This window comes from Natronorubrum bangense (genome assembly GCF_004799645.1).
GTDB lineage: Archaea > Halobacteriota > Halobacteria > Halobacteriales > Natrialbaceae > Natronorubrum > Natronorubrum bangense.
Map to the genome: position 1 here is coordinate 876,065 of NZ_CP031305.1, position 14,546 is coordinate 890,610.

A 14,546-nucleotide genomic window follows, 5' to 3' on the forward strand; every position below is an offset into this window, starting at 1 on the left:
GGATATGATAAATATTATCGTTTATTTTACATATTGGCAGCGAGACTACTCAAAGTTATTTGAGCCGGGACAAAGACACGACTCGGCGGCGTCTCGGCGGTCAGCGACCGTCAGTCGGAATGGGGGTAACCTGAAACGAGTCGTCGATCGCGAGCCGAAGCGTTTCGTCGTCGAACGTAATTTCGACCGTCGCCTCGAGCGGATCGGTGCTCGCAACGTCGGTCGTCATCGTCTCCGTAACGATGAACTCGAAAAACTCCCAGAGCGGGGTATCGAGTACCGAGATTCCATGGTCCCAGAAAAATCCTACCGCCGCAGGGTGAAACGCTGCCGTTACCTCGAGGGGCATGTGGATCAGAAACTGACACTCGCGACACGTATGTGCGAGCGTATACGCCGTGAAATCGTCGTGGTCATGTTCGTCGACGGCGGTGTCGACCGCCCCATAACACTCGGGACAGACGCCCCCGTGAACCAGCGTGTGCGTACTCCAGATGCGGTACCCGACGCTGTCGACGACGGCCGCTGGAGACCGGTTGCGTGTCTGACTTCGGGGTAAGAGATCAACCAGCAGCGGCGTCTCGCAGTCGCGACACCGAACGACGAACCGCTCTCCGTCGACCGTTGCAACGAGCGAGTTGCCACCGCAAAACACGCAGCATCCGCCGACGGCGACATCGTCGAACACGTGGGTGCTTTCGTAAAGTCCGGAACGGATCGTCCGCACGATTTTGTCGCCACCGTAGGTCAACCGATACCCTTCCGGTGTTTCGGCGATGAACCAGCCACACAGTTGCTCAAGATGGTAGGAAAACTGTGACGTACTCTCGATGTCGACGGCGTCGTACAGCTCCGTAAACGACATCGTCAGCCACTGCTGTTGCTGTTCTCGTTCCGCCTCAACGAGCGCGAGCAGGATTTCGAGTCGCGTGCGGTTGCTGAGTGCGCTGATCGCATCGACGACACCATCGTCGATCGGCAGGTCGGTTGGTGAGCTCATTGTCGGGCGGTGTGATGATCGCTGTCTGTACGCACCACTCGGTGGCTATTCGTTGCTCGAGAAAACGAACGTGTCGGTGGTGTGTGCTCGGTCGAACAGCCAGCACTCGGCGTGTACTCAGGGCCAGTCGTCTCGGACCGGTTCTGGGTCGTCGTCCTCGCTTTCGACGTTGGTTGCGAGGATCCAGTCTGCAGCCTCGGCAGCGTCTTCGACGGCGAGATACTCCCAGTCGACGTCGTCGGCCAACTGTTTGTCGTCGTCGCTCGAGCCAACGAAGACGTATCGGTCGGTGTCGAACTGGCCTTTGACGCCCTCGAGGCTTTCGGCTTTCCCGCGCGGACCGGAGAAGAAGTCCTGCCGGATGCGGTTTTTCCGTGTGAAGTTCGTCACGACGTAGGTCGGTTTTTCGGAGACGACGCCGATGTACTCGGTCCAGCCTCTGGCGTCTTCGAAGACGGTCTCGGGGGAGGCGAGTTCTTTCAGCGCCTCGAGTTCAAACGCGAGGGTCATGTCGCTGCCGCCGTTCATACGTTACCGAAGGCCCGCACTGGGGAAAACGGCTTCGATACTTCCGACAGCCGACTGGACTCGCACTCGGTTGGCGCGTTGCTACACCAGATCGACTCTGTAGTACTCGGGACCAACGATTACATCGCCGGCATCGAGTCCGATCTCTGCAGCCGTGATCGGCCGGTTTCCCCCAACTGCTTCATAAAACGTGTCCAGTGCCTCCGATTCGAGTTGATCGACGTGGTGGACGGTCTCGTCCGCGCTAACGGATTCGATTCGCGTGAGTTTGAGCGACGACCCTCGGAGTTCACTGGTTGCCATGTGCATTGGTACCAAATGACTGTATTCTACTTAACAATTTTGTCTCCGGAAAAACAGGAGTGATCGACCGAGATCACTCTCGAACGGTCGTCGAACGTGATATCTCCGTGATCCCGGCGGGTGGGGCTGTCGGCTGTTCGTCCCATCCCAGCCGTTCGCCCGCTGGCCGCACTCAAGCGACAGCGAAAGCCACTGCGACCGCCTCGCGGCCCCGAGGCCCCGGCGAGTGGTGCGTGGGCCACTGGCGATTCGACTCGAGGTGGCCCTTTGGCGTAAAAAACCGTGTAGGTTGCGACTGTTACTGCTCCTGTGTCGGCGCGAGTTCGTCGAGGTCGACGGACGGCTCGAGGAGAACTTCTTTCTGGTCGGCGACGACTCGCTGTTCGCGCATCAGCTGTTTGAACGCAGTCTGTGGCGAGAGATCGCCGATGAGGACGCCACCGACGATCTTGCCGTCTTTGAACGCGATGCGGCGCCACTCGGTGTCGCTGTACTTGCGCTCGGCGTGGTCATCGCCAAGCGTCGGGTGACCGAACGACAGGAACGGGAAGTCGAAGTGGGTGATCGAGTACGACGACACCCACTCGAACTGCTCTGCTTCGTTGTCTGCGGCCATGTTGACGGCGGCGATGCGGCCCTGCTCTTTTGCCGAACCCCACGAGCCGTTCTGGGCCTGTTCGCCGAGCAGGACATCGTGGAAGCGCGTGATGTCACCGGCAGCGTAGACGTCGTCGACGTTCGTCTGCATGTACTCGTCGACGATGAGTCCGTTCTCCTCCTCGAGGCCAGCCCCACGGAGGAACTCGGTGTTAAACGAGAGGCCGATCGCGACGCCGGCGAAGTCACACCCGTAACGGTCACCGTTCGGATCGACGGCAGCCGTGACGTGGCCGTCGTCGTCGGTCTCGAAGTGGTCGACACCGCTGTCGAAGACGGGTTCGACGCCGACGTCACGCATCCCCTCGTGCATGATCTCGGCACCGTCGGCCGAGAGCGCATAGCGCCACCAGCGGTCGCCGCGCATCAGGTATTTGGCGTCGATTCCCTGTGCGCCACAGACGGCCGCGAAGTCGATACCGAGCAGGCCGGCACCGACGATGACACCCGTATCCGACTGTTCGGCGTGCTCGCGGATGCCACGAGCATCCTCGAACGTCCAGAAGTGGTGGATACCGTCGGCGTCGCTGTTATCAACCGGCAGCTGGGTCGGCGTTCCGCCCGTCGCGACGAGCAGTTTGTCGTACTCGAGGTCGCCGCTGTCGTAAGTGTGGACGACCTTTGCGTCGGTGTCGACGCTCGTGACGTGGGTGTTGAGCGAGAGTTCGATGTCGCGTTCCTCGTACCACCCTTCGTCGTGGATCGAGATCGGCGCTTCGGGGAGTTTCCCCTTGGCGTGTTCTTTGATCAGAATCCGGTTATACAGTGGCTCCCCCTCATCGGTGATGACGGTAATCTGCGCTTCCGGGTCCTTCTCCCGGAGGGTCTCGGCGGCTGAACTGCCCGAGATCCCGTCACCGATGATCACGTACTGGGTCATACTGTAATCGTTCGTAATGCGGGTTAAAGTGGGTTGCTATCTCGTCTATTTTGCCACCCGAAACGACACCCCCCTCACAGTCGCACACTGATTTCGGAAATGGCTGCCAGAGATTTGCTCAGACAGAATATCTTCGGGGTTGTTTTTTGAGATTGTAAACTTTTCTTGCCGTCTGCCACCCCAGTGTTTCCGACAGCGGTCGCGGGTTTCGGGCCATACCTGCGCTGTTTGCCGAACCGTTCTTTAGGCCCCTGTTCATAGACGTCGTCATGAAACTCCGCCAGAACGCCCGCCACTTTGCCTCGCGCAAGGCCCTCGAGACACCAGTTGTCCGGTCGGTTGCGACAGCCGGACTCGTCCGACTCCACACCAAAGTGTTCCTCGAGAAGGCCGACCCGGACCACAGAGACGAGCGCAAGGACCATCTCGATGGGCTCTTCGACGCAACGATCGACACCTATCTGCGGGCGCTGCAGGACGGCTACTCCGAAGCCGAGGCCCGTGAGATCACGCATATTCAGGCGAACTTCGATTTCTACAACCACGGCTGGACCGAGATGATGGAGTTCCCTGCCGACGAACTCGAGGACCACTACGAGCGGTACGAAGAGTTCTTCGAGACGTGGGGGATCACGATCGACGATCCGCTCGGCCAGTTCACACCGCCGGCAGGACTTCCCGAGGCACCGTCGACGCCGGAGCGACTCGATGATCCCACCCATCCCCACGCCGAGGGCGGGTTCGCCGACGACGTCTATGTCGAAACTGAAGATGGCGACCTCGTCATCGGCGGGCAGGACGGACCCGACGACCCCGACGTTTCGAAGGCAGTCGGCGTGAGCGACGAGGAACTCGAGGATCAGTAGCGGCCCCGATGGCTCGTTTCGTGGGTTGAGTGCACCTGTGCTATGGTTGTTTTCGGTTGTCGACACGAAACGGATGCCGTCAACACGAACGTAGATTGAACCGATTGAATAGGGTGTACTCAGTCTCGCTAACGGGATCAGTTGGGCCGCTCAGAGCCAGTCCGGCTCGACGTAGCCGTCCGCATCACCGACTTCACTTTTCGGCCAGATAACGTTCTGGACCCCCTCGCCGTCTTCGTCTTCTTGCCACTGGAAAAACAGCGGCTGGAGATTGTCCTCGCCGTACACGACGTCGTGAGTGTGGCCGTACTCTCTGCCCTCGGCCTGATGCTCCGGCCCGTAGAACTCGAGTGTACCGGCTGTGCCCGTAAACGTCGCGTCCTCGAGTGCCGGAATCAGATCGTCGGCGTCGACGGTTCCGGTTTCAGCTGCCTTCTCAGCAAAGAGCATGATTCCGTCGTAGGTGTGATACCCGGTGTAGACCGGGTTCGAGCCATCGAACGTGTTCTGATACTGTTGGATGAACTCTTGTGTCTTCGGAGTGACCGTGCTCTGGGCCGTTGCGCTGGTGTAACAGACACCGTATTCGGCGAGCGAGCTGTCGGTTTCTGGATGACGAAGCTGATCGTAGTATGCTGGCAACTGCATTGGGACGTGGATGCCACCGAACGCGAACTGGCGTTGGGGGAGTGCCCAGTCGACCAGCGCGTCGGTACCGGTGTGTGCAGCCGTAATGAACGCCACGTCAGCATCGACCGCCTCTACCTGGTCGTACAGCTCGGAGAAATCGTCGGTCGCGGGCGGATACCGCTCATCCATGACGACATGGACGTCTGACGCCGTAAGCTGCTCCTGAGCGATGTCCCAGAGCTCTTCAGTCCAAGCGTAGTCCTCTGCGAGAAGCGCAACGGACTCCCACCCGATTTCGGCTGCCATATCATCCATGAAATCGATCTGGGTCCGTCCGAGGTCGTAGTCGTTTATTGGGCCAACGCGGAAATGATATTTGTACTGGTCGTACGCCTCGTTGACCAGTCGACTCACTTCCGTCGTCGCCGCACCGGCGGTGAGATGGATCGTCTCCTGTTCGGCAACGTCGTCAATAATGCCCATCAGCGCCTCGCTCCTGAAGACACCAACCGTCACATCGGCTCCCTCCTGAAGAACGAGTCGCTGGTACTGGCGGCGGGCCTCGAGTGGGCTCCCGTTCGTGTCACCGACGACTAACTCGACGTCTCGCCCGTTGATGCCACCGTTGCCGTTGAGCTCTGTGACGGCAACCGCTGCACCTCGGACGATCGACTGCCCAGTATAGTCGCTGTCCGGGTTCGGAGCCAGTACTCCGATCGTCACCGGCTCCTCGCCGTCGCTGGGTCCAGCGAACGTTTCATACGAGTCGAGACAGCCAGCAATCGATGCGCCTGCCACGACACCACTCGAGGTTTTGAGCAGGCGTCGCCGGTTCAGTGTCTGCTGTTGGCTCTCGTTTCTTGAACTGTCGCGTGACGTCGCCTCCCGTCGTCCGATATCAGTCATGGTAACTGTTATGTATAATCATCTTCCTTAGTGTTTTTGGGTAAACATCAAAAACAATATTCCTTTTCCGGGCATGCACATGTGCGTCCGAAGAGGCGAACTGAGCGGCAGTATAGAGGTTGCGAGCTGATGGGATGCACGAACAGGCACATAGTATCAGCTACAAAACTATTTCTACTGGAGGAAATATACTCGGAACATCTGGAATAGTATCAGCCTGATGTCGTTTAGATAGGAGTGATACGGGTCGCCGCTCCCCACGAATGGATGGTTCTGAACAATAAATCGGGTAGGACACGATAACGAAAATGCCGTGGCAGGGAACGCCTCACACCATCCAGTTATCAGCCCCGATAACTGTGGATTACAATTTATGTAGGGACACTCAGATCCGTACTATATCTATGGACGTCCTTCGACGATTGGTTCCATCAGCGATCCGTCGCAGATATGCGGTCAAGTTTGGAATCGTACTGCTGATACTCGGTTTGGGAGTTGGATTGGTCGGGTTCGTCGCAACCGCTGGCATCACTGGAGAGGTCGAAGAGCGTGTCGAGAGCGACCAGACCTCGATCGCCAGTCAGGAAGCGCAGAACCTCCAGATGTGGAACGAACAGAACGAGCATACAGTCGGGGTGATCGCCTGGTCTGATGCCGTCGAGAGCGACGATCCGGAGACGATCGAAGCACAGTTCCTCAACTGGCAGGAGCATCTCGATGCGGATACGTCCGCGATTAGCTACGTCGACACTGACGAGGGAACAGTGCTCGCAAGCACCGACAGTGACGTCCGTGGCGAATCGACCGATAGTATCGAAGGCATACCCGCCGACGCCTACGAGGAAGCGACGGCTGACGTTCCGTGGGTCTCGAGTCCCTACACCGTCGAACGCGAACTGGGCGATGACAACGTCGCCGTCATGAGCTATGTCCTCTCCGTCCCCGGCGAAGACGATAGAGCAATCATCTACACTGCAGAACTCGAGGCGTACGCGAACCAACTCGCCGACGACGAGCACGTCACGACGATGGTCCTCGACGGCGATGACAATGTGATGCTCGATAACGTCGGCTACGGCGATGATCACGAGACACTCGGTCTCGCATACGGCGGCGACATCGACACGATCGTGCAGCCGGCACGAACCGATGGGGCCGGCACGTATCAGATCGATGGCTCTGCGCTGAGTTTCGATACGACTGCCTACGCCTTCGATGACGATGCATACGTCGTTAGCTCTGCACGCGTCCTCGGAACTGACTGGGTCGTCGTCACTCACGAGCCTGAAAGCCAGGCCTACGGCTTCGTCAACACAGTCAACGATTGGGGCTACATCGCGACCCTGATCGGCGTGCTCATGATTGGGCTGGTCGGTGCCGTGCTCGGTCGGAACATGGCTGTCTCGGTCGACCGACTTACGCACAAGACAAACAAGATGGAAGAGGGCGATCTCGACGTCGACTTAGAGACCAAACGCATCGACAATATCGGTCGACTCTACGACGGCCTGGACTCGATGCGTGTCGCCTTGCGCGAACAGATTCAGGAGGCTGAAACGGCCCGCAGAGAAGCCGAACAGGAACGTGAGCGGATCGAAGAGATCAACAGCCACCTGGAAGAGAAAGCCGGCGAGTACTGCAGCGTCATGGGCGATGCTGCAGACGGTGATCTTACGGCTCGCGCCGACGCCGACAGCGACAACGAGATGATGGCGCAGATCGGGGAGGACTTCAACCAGATGCTCGATGAAATCGAGCAAACCGTTGCCGAACTCAACCGGTTTGCAACCGACGTTGCGACGTCCTCAGAACAGGTCACGGCCTCGAGCGAAGAGGTCCGCTCGGCGTCCCAGCAGGTTACTGGCTCGATCCAGCAGATCTCCGACGGCGCAGAACAGCAAAACCAGTCGCTGCAGTCGGTCGATCAGGAGATGAGCGGCCTCTCGACGACAACCGAAGAGATTGCTGCCTCCTCGAACGAAGTCGCCGACATCGCCGAACGGACGGTCAACACTGGAGCAGATGGCCAGGAAGCCGCCCACGAGGCGATCGCCGCGATGGAAGAGATCGAGACCGAGGCCGGCGGTGCTGTCGACGAGATTCGTCGCCTCGAGCAAGAGGTCCAGCAGATCGACGAACTGATCGCAACGATTTCCGAGATTGCCCGCCAGACCAACATGCTGGCACTGAACGCCAACATCGAGGCCTCCCGATCCGCAGGTGGAAACGACGATGAAGGGTTCTCCGTCGTCGCAAAAGAGGTCAAAGCCCTCTCGGAAGACGTCGCAAAAGCAGCCGACGAAGCCGAGGACCGGCTCGAAGCGATCCGCAACCGGACCGAACGATCCGCCGCCGAGGTCGAAGGGACCAACGATCAGATCGAAAATGCAGGGGAGCAGGTTGAAGAAGTCGTCGACGCCTTAGAAGAGATCGCAGACCTCGCTGAAGAGACCAATATCGGTGTCCAGGAGATCTCTGCAGCGACCGAAGAACAGGCCGCCTCGACACAGGAGGTCGTTGCGATGGTCGACGACGCAGCGTCGATTTCCGAGGAGACGACTGCGGAGGCCGAAACCGTCGCCGCAGCCGCCGAAGAACAGACGGCCGCGCTGACCGAAGTGACGACCTCCGCATCGACTCTCACCGGACAAGCCACACAGCTGTCCGAAGCACTCGACCGGTTCGAAACCGACGTCGATCCGTCGGAGTTCGAGATCGAAGGCGAGCTGTCAGGCGACGACTCGCCACTCGCTGTCTCGGAGTTCGACACCGAGCTGGCGTTCGAGGAGCCGGCTGAGAGCCAGACGGAGGGGCTTCCGCTCGACACAGGGCCAGCCAACACCGAGTCGTCGGTCGAGGCCGAACCGATGCCTGCATCTGACACCACGCAGGATGCGCCAACCGAAGCCGGTGAACCCGACGACACAGCCGGTGAGATCAGTGCCGAGGAGATTCTCGGAATCGACGGCGACGCTGCGTCAGAGACACCCGAAGCGACACCAGACGAGACGACCGGCGCTGACGCTGACGCCGCTGCCGATCTGTTCGGAGACGACGATCCGTTTGGAGACGACGCTGCCGATCCACTCGGAGACACGACGCCGCCCGCAGACGACACCGCCGACCCGCTCGAGGATGCGGATCCGCTCGCAGACGACGCCGCTGATTCGTCTGCAGAGGTCGCACAGCCACTCGAGCCAGTCGAAGACGACGCCGCTGATTCGTCTGCGGAGGTCGCACAGCCACTCGAGCCAGTCGAAGACGACGCCGCTGATTCGTCTGCGGAGGTCGCACAGCCACTCGAGCCAGTCGAAGACGACGCCGCTGATTCGTCTGCGGAGGTCGCACAGCCACTCGAGCCGGTCGAAGACGACACGGGTGAACGCGACGACCAGGCAGATATCGATGCTGGTGTCGGTACCGAATCCGTGCAAGATGACGAAAGCGATGCTGAAGACGCCGATACAGACGACGCTGACGAGAGCAACGAAAGCGATGCTGAAGACGCCGATGCAGACGACGCCGACGAGAGCGACGAAAGCGAGTCTGAAGACGACGTGTTCACGTTCGGGAACACCGACGAGTGATGCGTCGCCATCGCGTCGAGTCGGTCTAGCGAATCGTCGCCGGTGACGGTTGCCGGCGATCGATCTTCTCATTTTGTATTTTTGATAAGTGACGATCAAAGGCGTCTCGTCGGCGAAAGCTGTGGGGCCCAGATCGCCGTGTAATGGGATGAGATCTCGTCCCACAGCCGGCGTCCTCGCCCATTGAGTCGTCGTGGTCCGCTACCTTTTTGACTGCAGTCTTGGAAGGAATCGGCATGCTCACCGTGCGGGCACCAGCGACGAGTGCGAACCTCGGGAGTGGTTTCGACGTCTTCGGTGTTGCCCTTGGGACGCCCGCCGACGTGATCCGGGTCGAGCGCGCACCGGAAACTCGGATTACCGTTACTGGGGCGGGTAGCCAGTACATTCCGGAGGATCCAGACCAGAACACCGTCGGCGCAGTTGCCGACGCCCTCGACGCACCGGCACATATCAAGATCGACAAAGGAATCCGCCCCTCGTCGGGCCTTGGCTCCTCAGCTGCGAGCGCGGCTGGTGCGGCCGTCGCCTTGAACGCCCTCTACGACCGTGGCCTCTCTCGAGAGGAGTTGGTTCCGATCGCAGCCAAGGGCGAGGCAATCGTTTCCGGCGAGGCCCACGCCGACAACGTTGCGCCCTCGATTCTCGGCGGCTTTACCATCGTCACCGACGACGGCGTCACACAGGTCGACACCTCGATCTCCGTCGTCGCCTGTCTCCCCGAGACGACCGTCTCGACGCGCGATGCACGCGGCGTCGTGCCGGGATCAGCATCGCTCGATGATGTCGTGACCACCGTCGGCAACGCTTCGACGCTCACCGTCGGCATGACTCGAGACGATCCCGACCTCGTCGGCCGCGGTATGAACGATAGTATCGTCACCCCCCAGCGAACCGCCCTGATCGACGGCTACGATCGAGTCCACGAGGCAGCCCTCGAGGCGGGTGCGACCGGTGTCACGGTCAGCGGGGCTGGGCCGGGCGTGCTCGCAGTCTGTCACGACCGCGACCAGAACGCGATCGCCGGCGCGATGATCGACGCCTTCGATAGCGTCGACATCGAGAGTCGAGCCTATCAGACACACGTCAGCGAGGGGGCACGCCTCTATCCTGACCGATCGTAACCCGTCTCACTGACGATGGGCGCTCGGACCGACGCAGCGCTTGCACTGCTTGTTCTCGTCGCTGTTGGAACGGCGTTCGTGATCGTCGAGCCAGGGATCTCGTGGGTCGCTGCCAGTATCGGCGGCCTCGGCACGCTCGGATTCGAACTCGCCGCCGCTCGAGATCCCGACTCCGTTCGCCGCTACTGGGAGCGTCCTCTCATACAGAGAGGGAGTGTCATCCTCGCACTGGCCGGTATCGCCGTTGGCGCAGTCGTCGCGCCCTCGAGCGTGTTGTCGTTCGCGTTCGGCGCGCTGGTGACGTATCTCGTCGTGTTGCTCGTGGTTCAGAGATCCGCGAACGGAGAGTCGAGTGTCAGTATGGAGTAATCATGGACCGGGATCAAACGCCCGCCCCGACAGCTCCCGTGGAACCAATCGGTAGAACTCGAAGGCGAGCTCGTCAGTCGCCGTCTCGAGACTGACGTTGAGCGCCGGAATCGTCGCGTTCGCCGCGATTGCACTCGAGGCACGCTCTTGATCCGCCTCGGGGACGGGCTCGAGCGGACCACGAACGAGCACGCTTCGTGGGGGATCGTCGGTGAAGGCAGTGAGCGTCGCGATATTGGTCGTTTCGATGAACGACAGTTTCTGGCTATCCGAGTCGGAGACCAGTTGAAAGTAGAGAGAGCCGCCCTCGTAGCCGAATGACTCGGGAACGGCATACGTTTCTGCCCCATCGGTTAGCGACAACACACCGGTGCCCTGTGCGCGGAGAAAGGCGTCGATTTCATCCCGAGTCAGTGCAGTGGCGGTCATCAACTGGTGTTCTTTCGGGATCGAGTTTATAATTTAAATCACCTATTTATGGGAGTATCCCAAACAGCTAAGTCATCGCGCCAGTCGCGAGAAACGGCTTCAGACGGGAGCTGCCGGCGACAAAAGATTGTCTTGTGACGTTACTGGCGTCTCAGACGCCGCGGCCCTGCAGTTTCTCTTCTTCGGCGAGGTCGGCGTTCGCGTCGCCTTTCATCCCCTTGCCGAGGTTCTTCGAAATCTCGGCGAGGCGGTCGGGGTCGTCCCAGTTGTTCGTCGCTTCGACGATCGCTTCTCCCATCGCTTCGGGGTTCTCCGCACCGAAGATCCCGCTGCCGACGAAGATGCCGTCGCATTCGTGGTGCATCATGAGCGCAGCGTCGGCAGGCGTCGCGATTCCGCCCGCAGCGAAGTTGACGACCGGCAGACGCCCCATCTCGGCGGTCTCATGGACCAGTTCCGCGGGCGCTTCGATCTCGCGGGCGTAGGCCTCGCGTTCCTCGTGTTTCATGCCCTCGAGTTTTCGGATCTCGCCTTTGATCGTGCGCTGGTGGTGGACGGCCTGATTGACGTCGCCGGTGCCGGCTTCGCCTTTGGTTCGGATCATCGCTGCCCCCTCGCCGATCCGGCGCAGCGCTTCGCCGAGGTTACGTGCGCCACAGACGAACGGGGCCGTAAACTCACGCTTGTCGATGTGGTAGGCGTCGTCGGCCGGAGTGAGGACTTCCGACTCGTCGATCATGTCGACGCCGACGCTCTCTAAGATCTGGGCTTCCTTGGTGTGGCCAATACGGGATTTCCCCATTACCGGAATTGAGACCTCCTCGACGATCTCTTCGACGTCCGCAGGGTCAGCCATCCGGGCAACGCCACCACGCTTGCGGATGTCTGCTGGGACGGCCTCGAGTGACATGACGGCGACCGCGCCGGCGTCCTCTGCGATACGGGCCTGTTCTTTGTTGACGACGTCCATGATGACGCCACCTTTCTGCATCCGAGCAAACCCTCGTTTGATGAGGTCAGTCCCGCGTCGCAGTTCCTCGAGATCGGTGTCTTCGGTCATGTCGCGCCGTTAGGATCGATTGTACTTACACGTGTCCGTTCTCCCCTGTGTTTGCCTCCTCTCGTGACAGATCGGATATCAGTTAGGTCCCGTCGGCCACGGCGACCGGCTCGCCATCGAACAGCCACGCGTGTACTCGCACACCGTACAGTCGGGCCAGCGGTCGGTTCCAGATCCCAAGCGCTGCCTGCAACTGGGGGCTGCTCTCGAATGTCGTGCCCAGCGGCGTTCCAACGGTTATTTCGCCTCGAATCCGCATCCGTGATCGCAACAGTTTGTCGTTCATCATCGTGTAACTCCACAGCGACACGTCACGATCGCTTGTGCCCACTCGAGCCCGTGGCCGCGGGACCTCGAGGCGAACCCGCGCCCCGTCAGTGCCATCGACGACGGTGTGAATTCCGCGTGGCCCGTCTGTGACGGTGATCGCGACCCGTTCTTTCGGATACCCCCAGATCTCGCGTCCGAGTGCGACTGACGCCTCGGTGGTCACGGGCAGCCAATGAACGTAGCCGCCGACCTCGCCGTCGGCCAGCTGTGCGATGGGGATCGTCGTTCGACCCCCACGGACGGCTGGGACGATGACCGCAAACTCGTCGTATGGCTCGAGGCCGGTGGCTGCCGTTTCGCGCTCGTCACCCCGTCCACCGACTCGATGGTACTGGATTCCGGCGAGTGTCACGCAGCCGACGCCGGGTGCGATGGCGAGCGACGTGAGCGGGGCCGGCAGAATCGCCTCGAGTCGTCGGCGCTTGGCCGGAACCGTCACGCCGCTAACGGTACACGAAAGCGCCAGCGGCAACTCGATCTCGTGACCGGTCGAGAGGGTGACTCGAGATCGATCGCCGGTCGGGACGTCCATACGGCGACGAACGGTGTGGAGGCTGATATACTCAGGGCGCTGAAAACGAGCGCCGAGGCGGGACAACCGCTACTGTTTTGCGGGTGTCGACCGTCACGCCAGATGAAACGATGTCTGCGACGACCGGGTTGCCCAAACGGGACCCACTGCCGAGATATCTCGCGCTGCTGCCGAAGGCGGTCGAAGACTTCGGATTGCGGTTTGCATGGCTCATCGTCGCGATTAATCTCGTGGGGACGGCGTTTGGTTTCTGGTACTACTCCGGACAGTTCGCCGCCACGGCGACCGTCATGTGGCCGTGGGTTCCTGACAGTCCGATGGCGACCCTGTTTATTGCACTGGCGATCGCAGCATGGAAACTCGGCTACGAACAGCCGTGGCTGACGTCGCTTGCATTTTTCGGCAACATCGTGCTGGGACTGTGGACGCCGTATACGCTGCTTGCGTTTTATGACTCGTACTCGTACCTCCATCCGCTGATGTTCCAGTTTCTCTTCTGGAGCCATCTCGCGATGGTCGTGCAGGCGTTCGTGCTCCATCGAATCACCGACTTTCCCGTCTGGGGCGTTGCCGTCGCCGCCGTCTGGTATACGAGTAACCTGATCGTCGACTACTTCATCCCGATCGTCGGCGAGCCACATCACACCGTCATCCCCGTCGCGCGCGACGAACCGATGTTCCTTGGCGCGGACGCACTCGGCGTCATCGCTGCGGGCGAAGTGACGTTCGTCCTGCTCGCGCTCTTTCTCGCACTAGCAACGCGAGTCAAAAAGTGTGAGGCGACGTCTACGCATAGTAACAACTGAAACGATGTACACACGCATCGCACAGCTGCCGTGCGATGCGGTGTGTATTGACGTTCAGTGGCTACTATAACGTACCTAACGCAGGTCATCGACGAACGCGAGTTCGAGATAGGAATCGAGCACACGAGCCGCCGGCTCGCGCTCGATCGTTTCGGCGGCTGGATCGTGCGCCACCACACCCGATTCGGTCAGTTTCGGGAGATGAGTGTGGTGGAACTCGAGGCGGATCTCTTCGCGTCGTTCGCGTGTCGGTGCTCCCTCTCGATGAGCGAGTCGGTCGACGACGTCGTCAAGCGCCACTGCGCCGATCTTGCGGGAGAGGTAGTACAACGTGTACCGACGTCGGTCCTCGAGTAGCAGTTCGAAGACCGTGTCCGTGGGGAGACCAGCGTCAGTGTCGGCGTGTTCGACAGCAGTGGTATCGGTGTTCATAGTGCTCTGTACTCGGCTTACGCGGCGGCAAACGACGATCTCGGCTCCAAGCAACTTCAGCAGAGCACAGCAGAGATTTCGCCACAGTAATTATAACTTTTCTCCAA

Annotated in this window: 14 protein-coding genes; 5 read left to right on the forward strand and 9 right to left on the reverse strand. The window is 60.3% G+C overall.

Features of this window, described 5'->3' with window-relative positions; translation table 11 throughout:
- Positions 1-100: 100 nt before the first annotated feature.
- The 4 genes from DV706_RS04410 to DV706_RS04425 all read right to left on the reverse strand — a co-directional run bounded on the left by DV706_RS04410 (position 101) and on the right by DV706_RS04425 (position 3,368).
- Positions 101-1,000 carry an ArsR/SmtB family transcription factor gene (locus DV706_RS04410; protein WP_006066341.1) on the reverse strand — a complete coding sequence of 300 codons (900 nt, stop codon included), beginning with the start codon at positions 998-1,000 and terminating at the stop codon, positions 101-103.
- Between the two features lie 117 nt (positions 1,001-1,117).
- Positions 1,118-1,528 carry a DUF7124 domain-containing protein gene (locus tag DV706_RS04415; RefSeq protein WP_006066340.1) on the reverse strand — a complete coding sequence of 137 codons (411 nt, stop codon included), beginning with the start codon at positions 1,526-1,528 and terminating at the stop codon, positions 1,118-1,120.
- Positions 1,529-1,609: 81 nt separating this feature from the next.
- On the reverse strand, positions 1,610-1,837 hold the full coding sequence (locus DV706_RS04420; protein ID WP_006066339.1) for a hypothetical protein: 228 nt from the start codon (positions 1,835-1,837) through the stop codon (positions 1,610-1,612).
- A gap of 292 nt (positions 1,838-2,129) precedes the next feature.
- Positions 2,130-3,368, reverse strand: coding sequence for an NAD(P)/FAD-dependent oxidoreductase (locus DV706_RS04425; protein WP_136350800.1), 1,239 nt, complete (start codon positions 3,366-3,368; stop codon positions 2,130-2,132).
- Positions 3,369-3,637: 269 nt separating this feature from the next.
- Here DV706_RS04425 and DV706_RS04430 point away from each other — a divergent pair, with 269 nt between their 5' ends.
- On the forward strand, positions 3,638-4,234 hold the full coding sequence (locus tag DV706_RS04430; protein WP_006066336.1) for a DUF6149 family protein: 597 nt from the start codon (positions 3,638-3,640) through the stop codon (positions 4,232-4,234).
- Between the two features lie 150 nt (positions 4,235-4,384).
- Here DV706_RS04430 and DV706_RS04435 read toward each other — a convergent pair whose 3' ends face one another.
- A complete protein-coding gene (locus DV706_RS04435) occupies positions 4,385-5,770 on the reverse strand; it encodes an ABC transporter substrate-binding protein (RefSeq protein ID WP_006066335.1) in 1,386 nt (461 codons plus the stop codon).
- A gap of 404 nt (positions 5,771-6,174) precedes the next feature.
- On the opposite strand from DV706_RS04435, the gene DV706_RS04440 reads away from it, so the two are divergent.
- The 3 genes from DV706_RS04440 to DV706_RS04450 all read left to right on the forward strand — a co-directional run bounded on the left by DV706_RS04440 (position 6,175) and on the right by DV706_RS04450 (position 10,850).
- Positions 6,175-9,357 carry a methyl-accepting chemotaxis protein gene (locus DV706_RS04440; RefSeq protein ID WP_205849540.1) on the forward strand — a complete coding sequence of 1,061 codons (3,183 nt, stop codon included), beginning with the start codon at positions 6,175-6,177 and terminating at the stop codon, positions 9,355-9,357.
- Between the two features lie 236 nt (positions 9,358-9,593).
- Positions 9,594-10,481 (forward strand): homoserine kinase, encoded by an 888-nt coding sequence (locus DV706_RS04445; protein ID WP_006066333.1) that lies wholly within the window; start codon positions 9,594-9,596, stop codon positions 10,479-10,481.
- 15 nt (positions 10,482-10,496) lie between these two features.
- Complete coding sequence (locus DV706_RS04450) at positions 10,497-10,850, forward strand: hypothetical protein (RefSeq protein ID WP_006066332.1); 354 nt, start codon at positions 10,497-10,499, stop codon at positions 10,848-10,850.
- On the opposite strand, the gene DV706_RS04455 is transcribed toward DV706_RS04450, so the two are convergent.
- The 3 genes from DV706_RS04455 to DV706_RS04465 all read right to left on the reverse strand — a co-directional run bounded on the left by DV706_RS04455 (position 10,851) and on the right by DV706_RS04465 (position 13,201).
- On the reverse strand, positions 10,851-11,279 hold the full coding sequence (locus DV706_RS04455) for a pyridoxamine 5'-phosphate oxidase family protein (protein ID WP_006066331.1): 429 nt from the start codon (positions 11,277-11,279) through the stop codon (positions 10,851-10,853).
- A gap of 151 nt (positions 11,280-11,430) precedes the next feature.
- Positions 11,431-12,339: a pyridoxal 5'-phosphate synthase lyase subunit PdxS gene (gene pdxS, locus DV706_RS04460; protein WP_006066330.1), complete on the reverse strand. Its 909-nt coding sequence runs from the start codon at positions 12,337-12,339 to the stop codon at positions 11,431-11,433.
- Positions 12,340-12,421: 82 nt separating this feature from the next.
- Entirely contained in the window at positions 12,422-13,201 is a 780-nt protein-coding gene (locus tag DV706_RS04465) for an acetoacetate decarboxylase family protein (RefSeq protein WP_006066329.1), read from the reverse strand.
- A 110-nt stretch (positions 13,202-13,311) separates the two neighbouring features.
- Here DV706_RS04465 and DV706_RS04470 point away from each other — a divergent pair, with 110 nt between their 5' ends.
- Positions 13,312-14,007: a DUF1405 domain-containing protein gene (locus DV706_RS04470; RefSeq protein WP_049889808.1), complete on the forward strand. Its 696-nt coding sequence runs from the start codon at positions 13,312-13,314 to the stop codon at positions 14,005-14,007.
- A gap of 75 nt (positions 14,008-14,082) precedes the next feature.
- Here the strand turns inward: DV706_RS04470 and DV706_RS04475 are convergent, their stop codons facing one another.
- Positions 14,083-14,439, reverse strand: coding sequence for a DUF7344 domain-containing protein (locus DV706_RS04475; RefSeq protein WP_006066327.1), 357 nt, complete (start codon positions 14,437-14,439; stop codon positions 14,083-14,085).
- Positions 14,440-14,546: the final 107 nt, after the last annotated feature.

Excerpts from the sequence above, each read along its gene's own strand:
- DV706_RS04410 (WP_006066341.1), bottom strand. The coding sequence starts at position 1,000 with ATGAGCTCACCAACCGACCTGCCGATCGACGATGGTGTCGTCGATGCG.
- DV706_RS04415 (WP_006066340.1), bottom strand. The coding sequence starts at position 1,528 with ATGAACGGCGGCAGCGACATGACCCTCGCGTTTGAACTCGAGGCGCTG.
- DV706_RS04420 (WP_006066339.1), bottom strand. The coding sequence starts at position 1,837 with ATGCACATGGCAACCAGTGAACTCCGAGGGTCGTCGCTCAAACTCACG.
- DV706_RS04425 (WP_136350800.1), bottom strand. The coding sequence starts at position 3,368 with ATGACCCAGTACGTGATCATCGGTGACGGGATCTCGGGCAGTTCAGCC.
- DV706_RS04430 (WP_006066336.1), top strand. The coding sequence starts at position 3,638 with ATGAAACTCCGCCAGAACGCCCGCCACTTTGCCTCGCGCAAGGCCCTC.
- DV706_RS04435 (WP_006066335.1), bottom strand. The coding sequence starts at position 5,770 with ATGACTGATATCGGACGACGGGAGGCGACGTCACGCGACAGTTCAAGA.
- DV706_RS04440 (WP_205849540.1), top strand. The coding sequence starts at position 6,175 with ATGGACGTCCTTCGACGATTGGTTCCATCAGCGATCCGTCGCAGATAT.
- DV706_RS04445 (WP_006066333.1), top strand. The coding sequence starts at position 9,594 with ATGCTCACCGTGCGGGCACCAGCGACGAGTGCGAACCTCGGGAGTGGT.
- DV706_RS04450 (WP_006066332.1), top strand. The coding sequence starts at position 10,497 with ATGGGCGCTCGGACCGACGCAGCGCTTGCACTGCTTGTTCTCGTCGCT.
- DV706_RS04455 (WP_006066331.1), bottom strand. The coding sequence starts at position 11,279 with ATGACCGCCACTGCACTGACTCGGGATGAAATCGACGCCTTTCTCCGC.
- pdxS (WP_006066330.1), bottom strand. The coding sequence starts at position 12,339 with ATGACCGAAGACACCGATCTCGAGGAACTGCGACGCGGGACTGACCTC.
- DV706_RS04465 (WP_006066329.1), bottom strand. The coding sequence starts at position 13,201 with ATGGACGTCCCGACCGGCGATCGATCTCGAGTCACCCTCTCGACCGGT.
- DV706_RS04470 (WP_049889808.1), top strand. The coding sequence starts at position 13,312 with ATGTCTGCGACGACCGGGTTGCCCAAACGGGACCCACTGCCGAGATAT.
- DV706_RS04475 (WP_006066327.1), bottom strand. The coding sequence starts at position 14,439 with ATGAACACCGATACCACTGCTGTCGAACACGCCGACACTGACGCTGGT.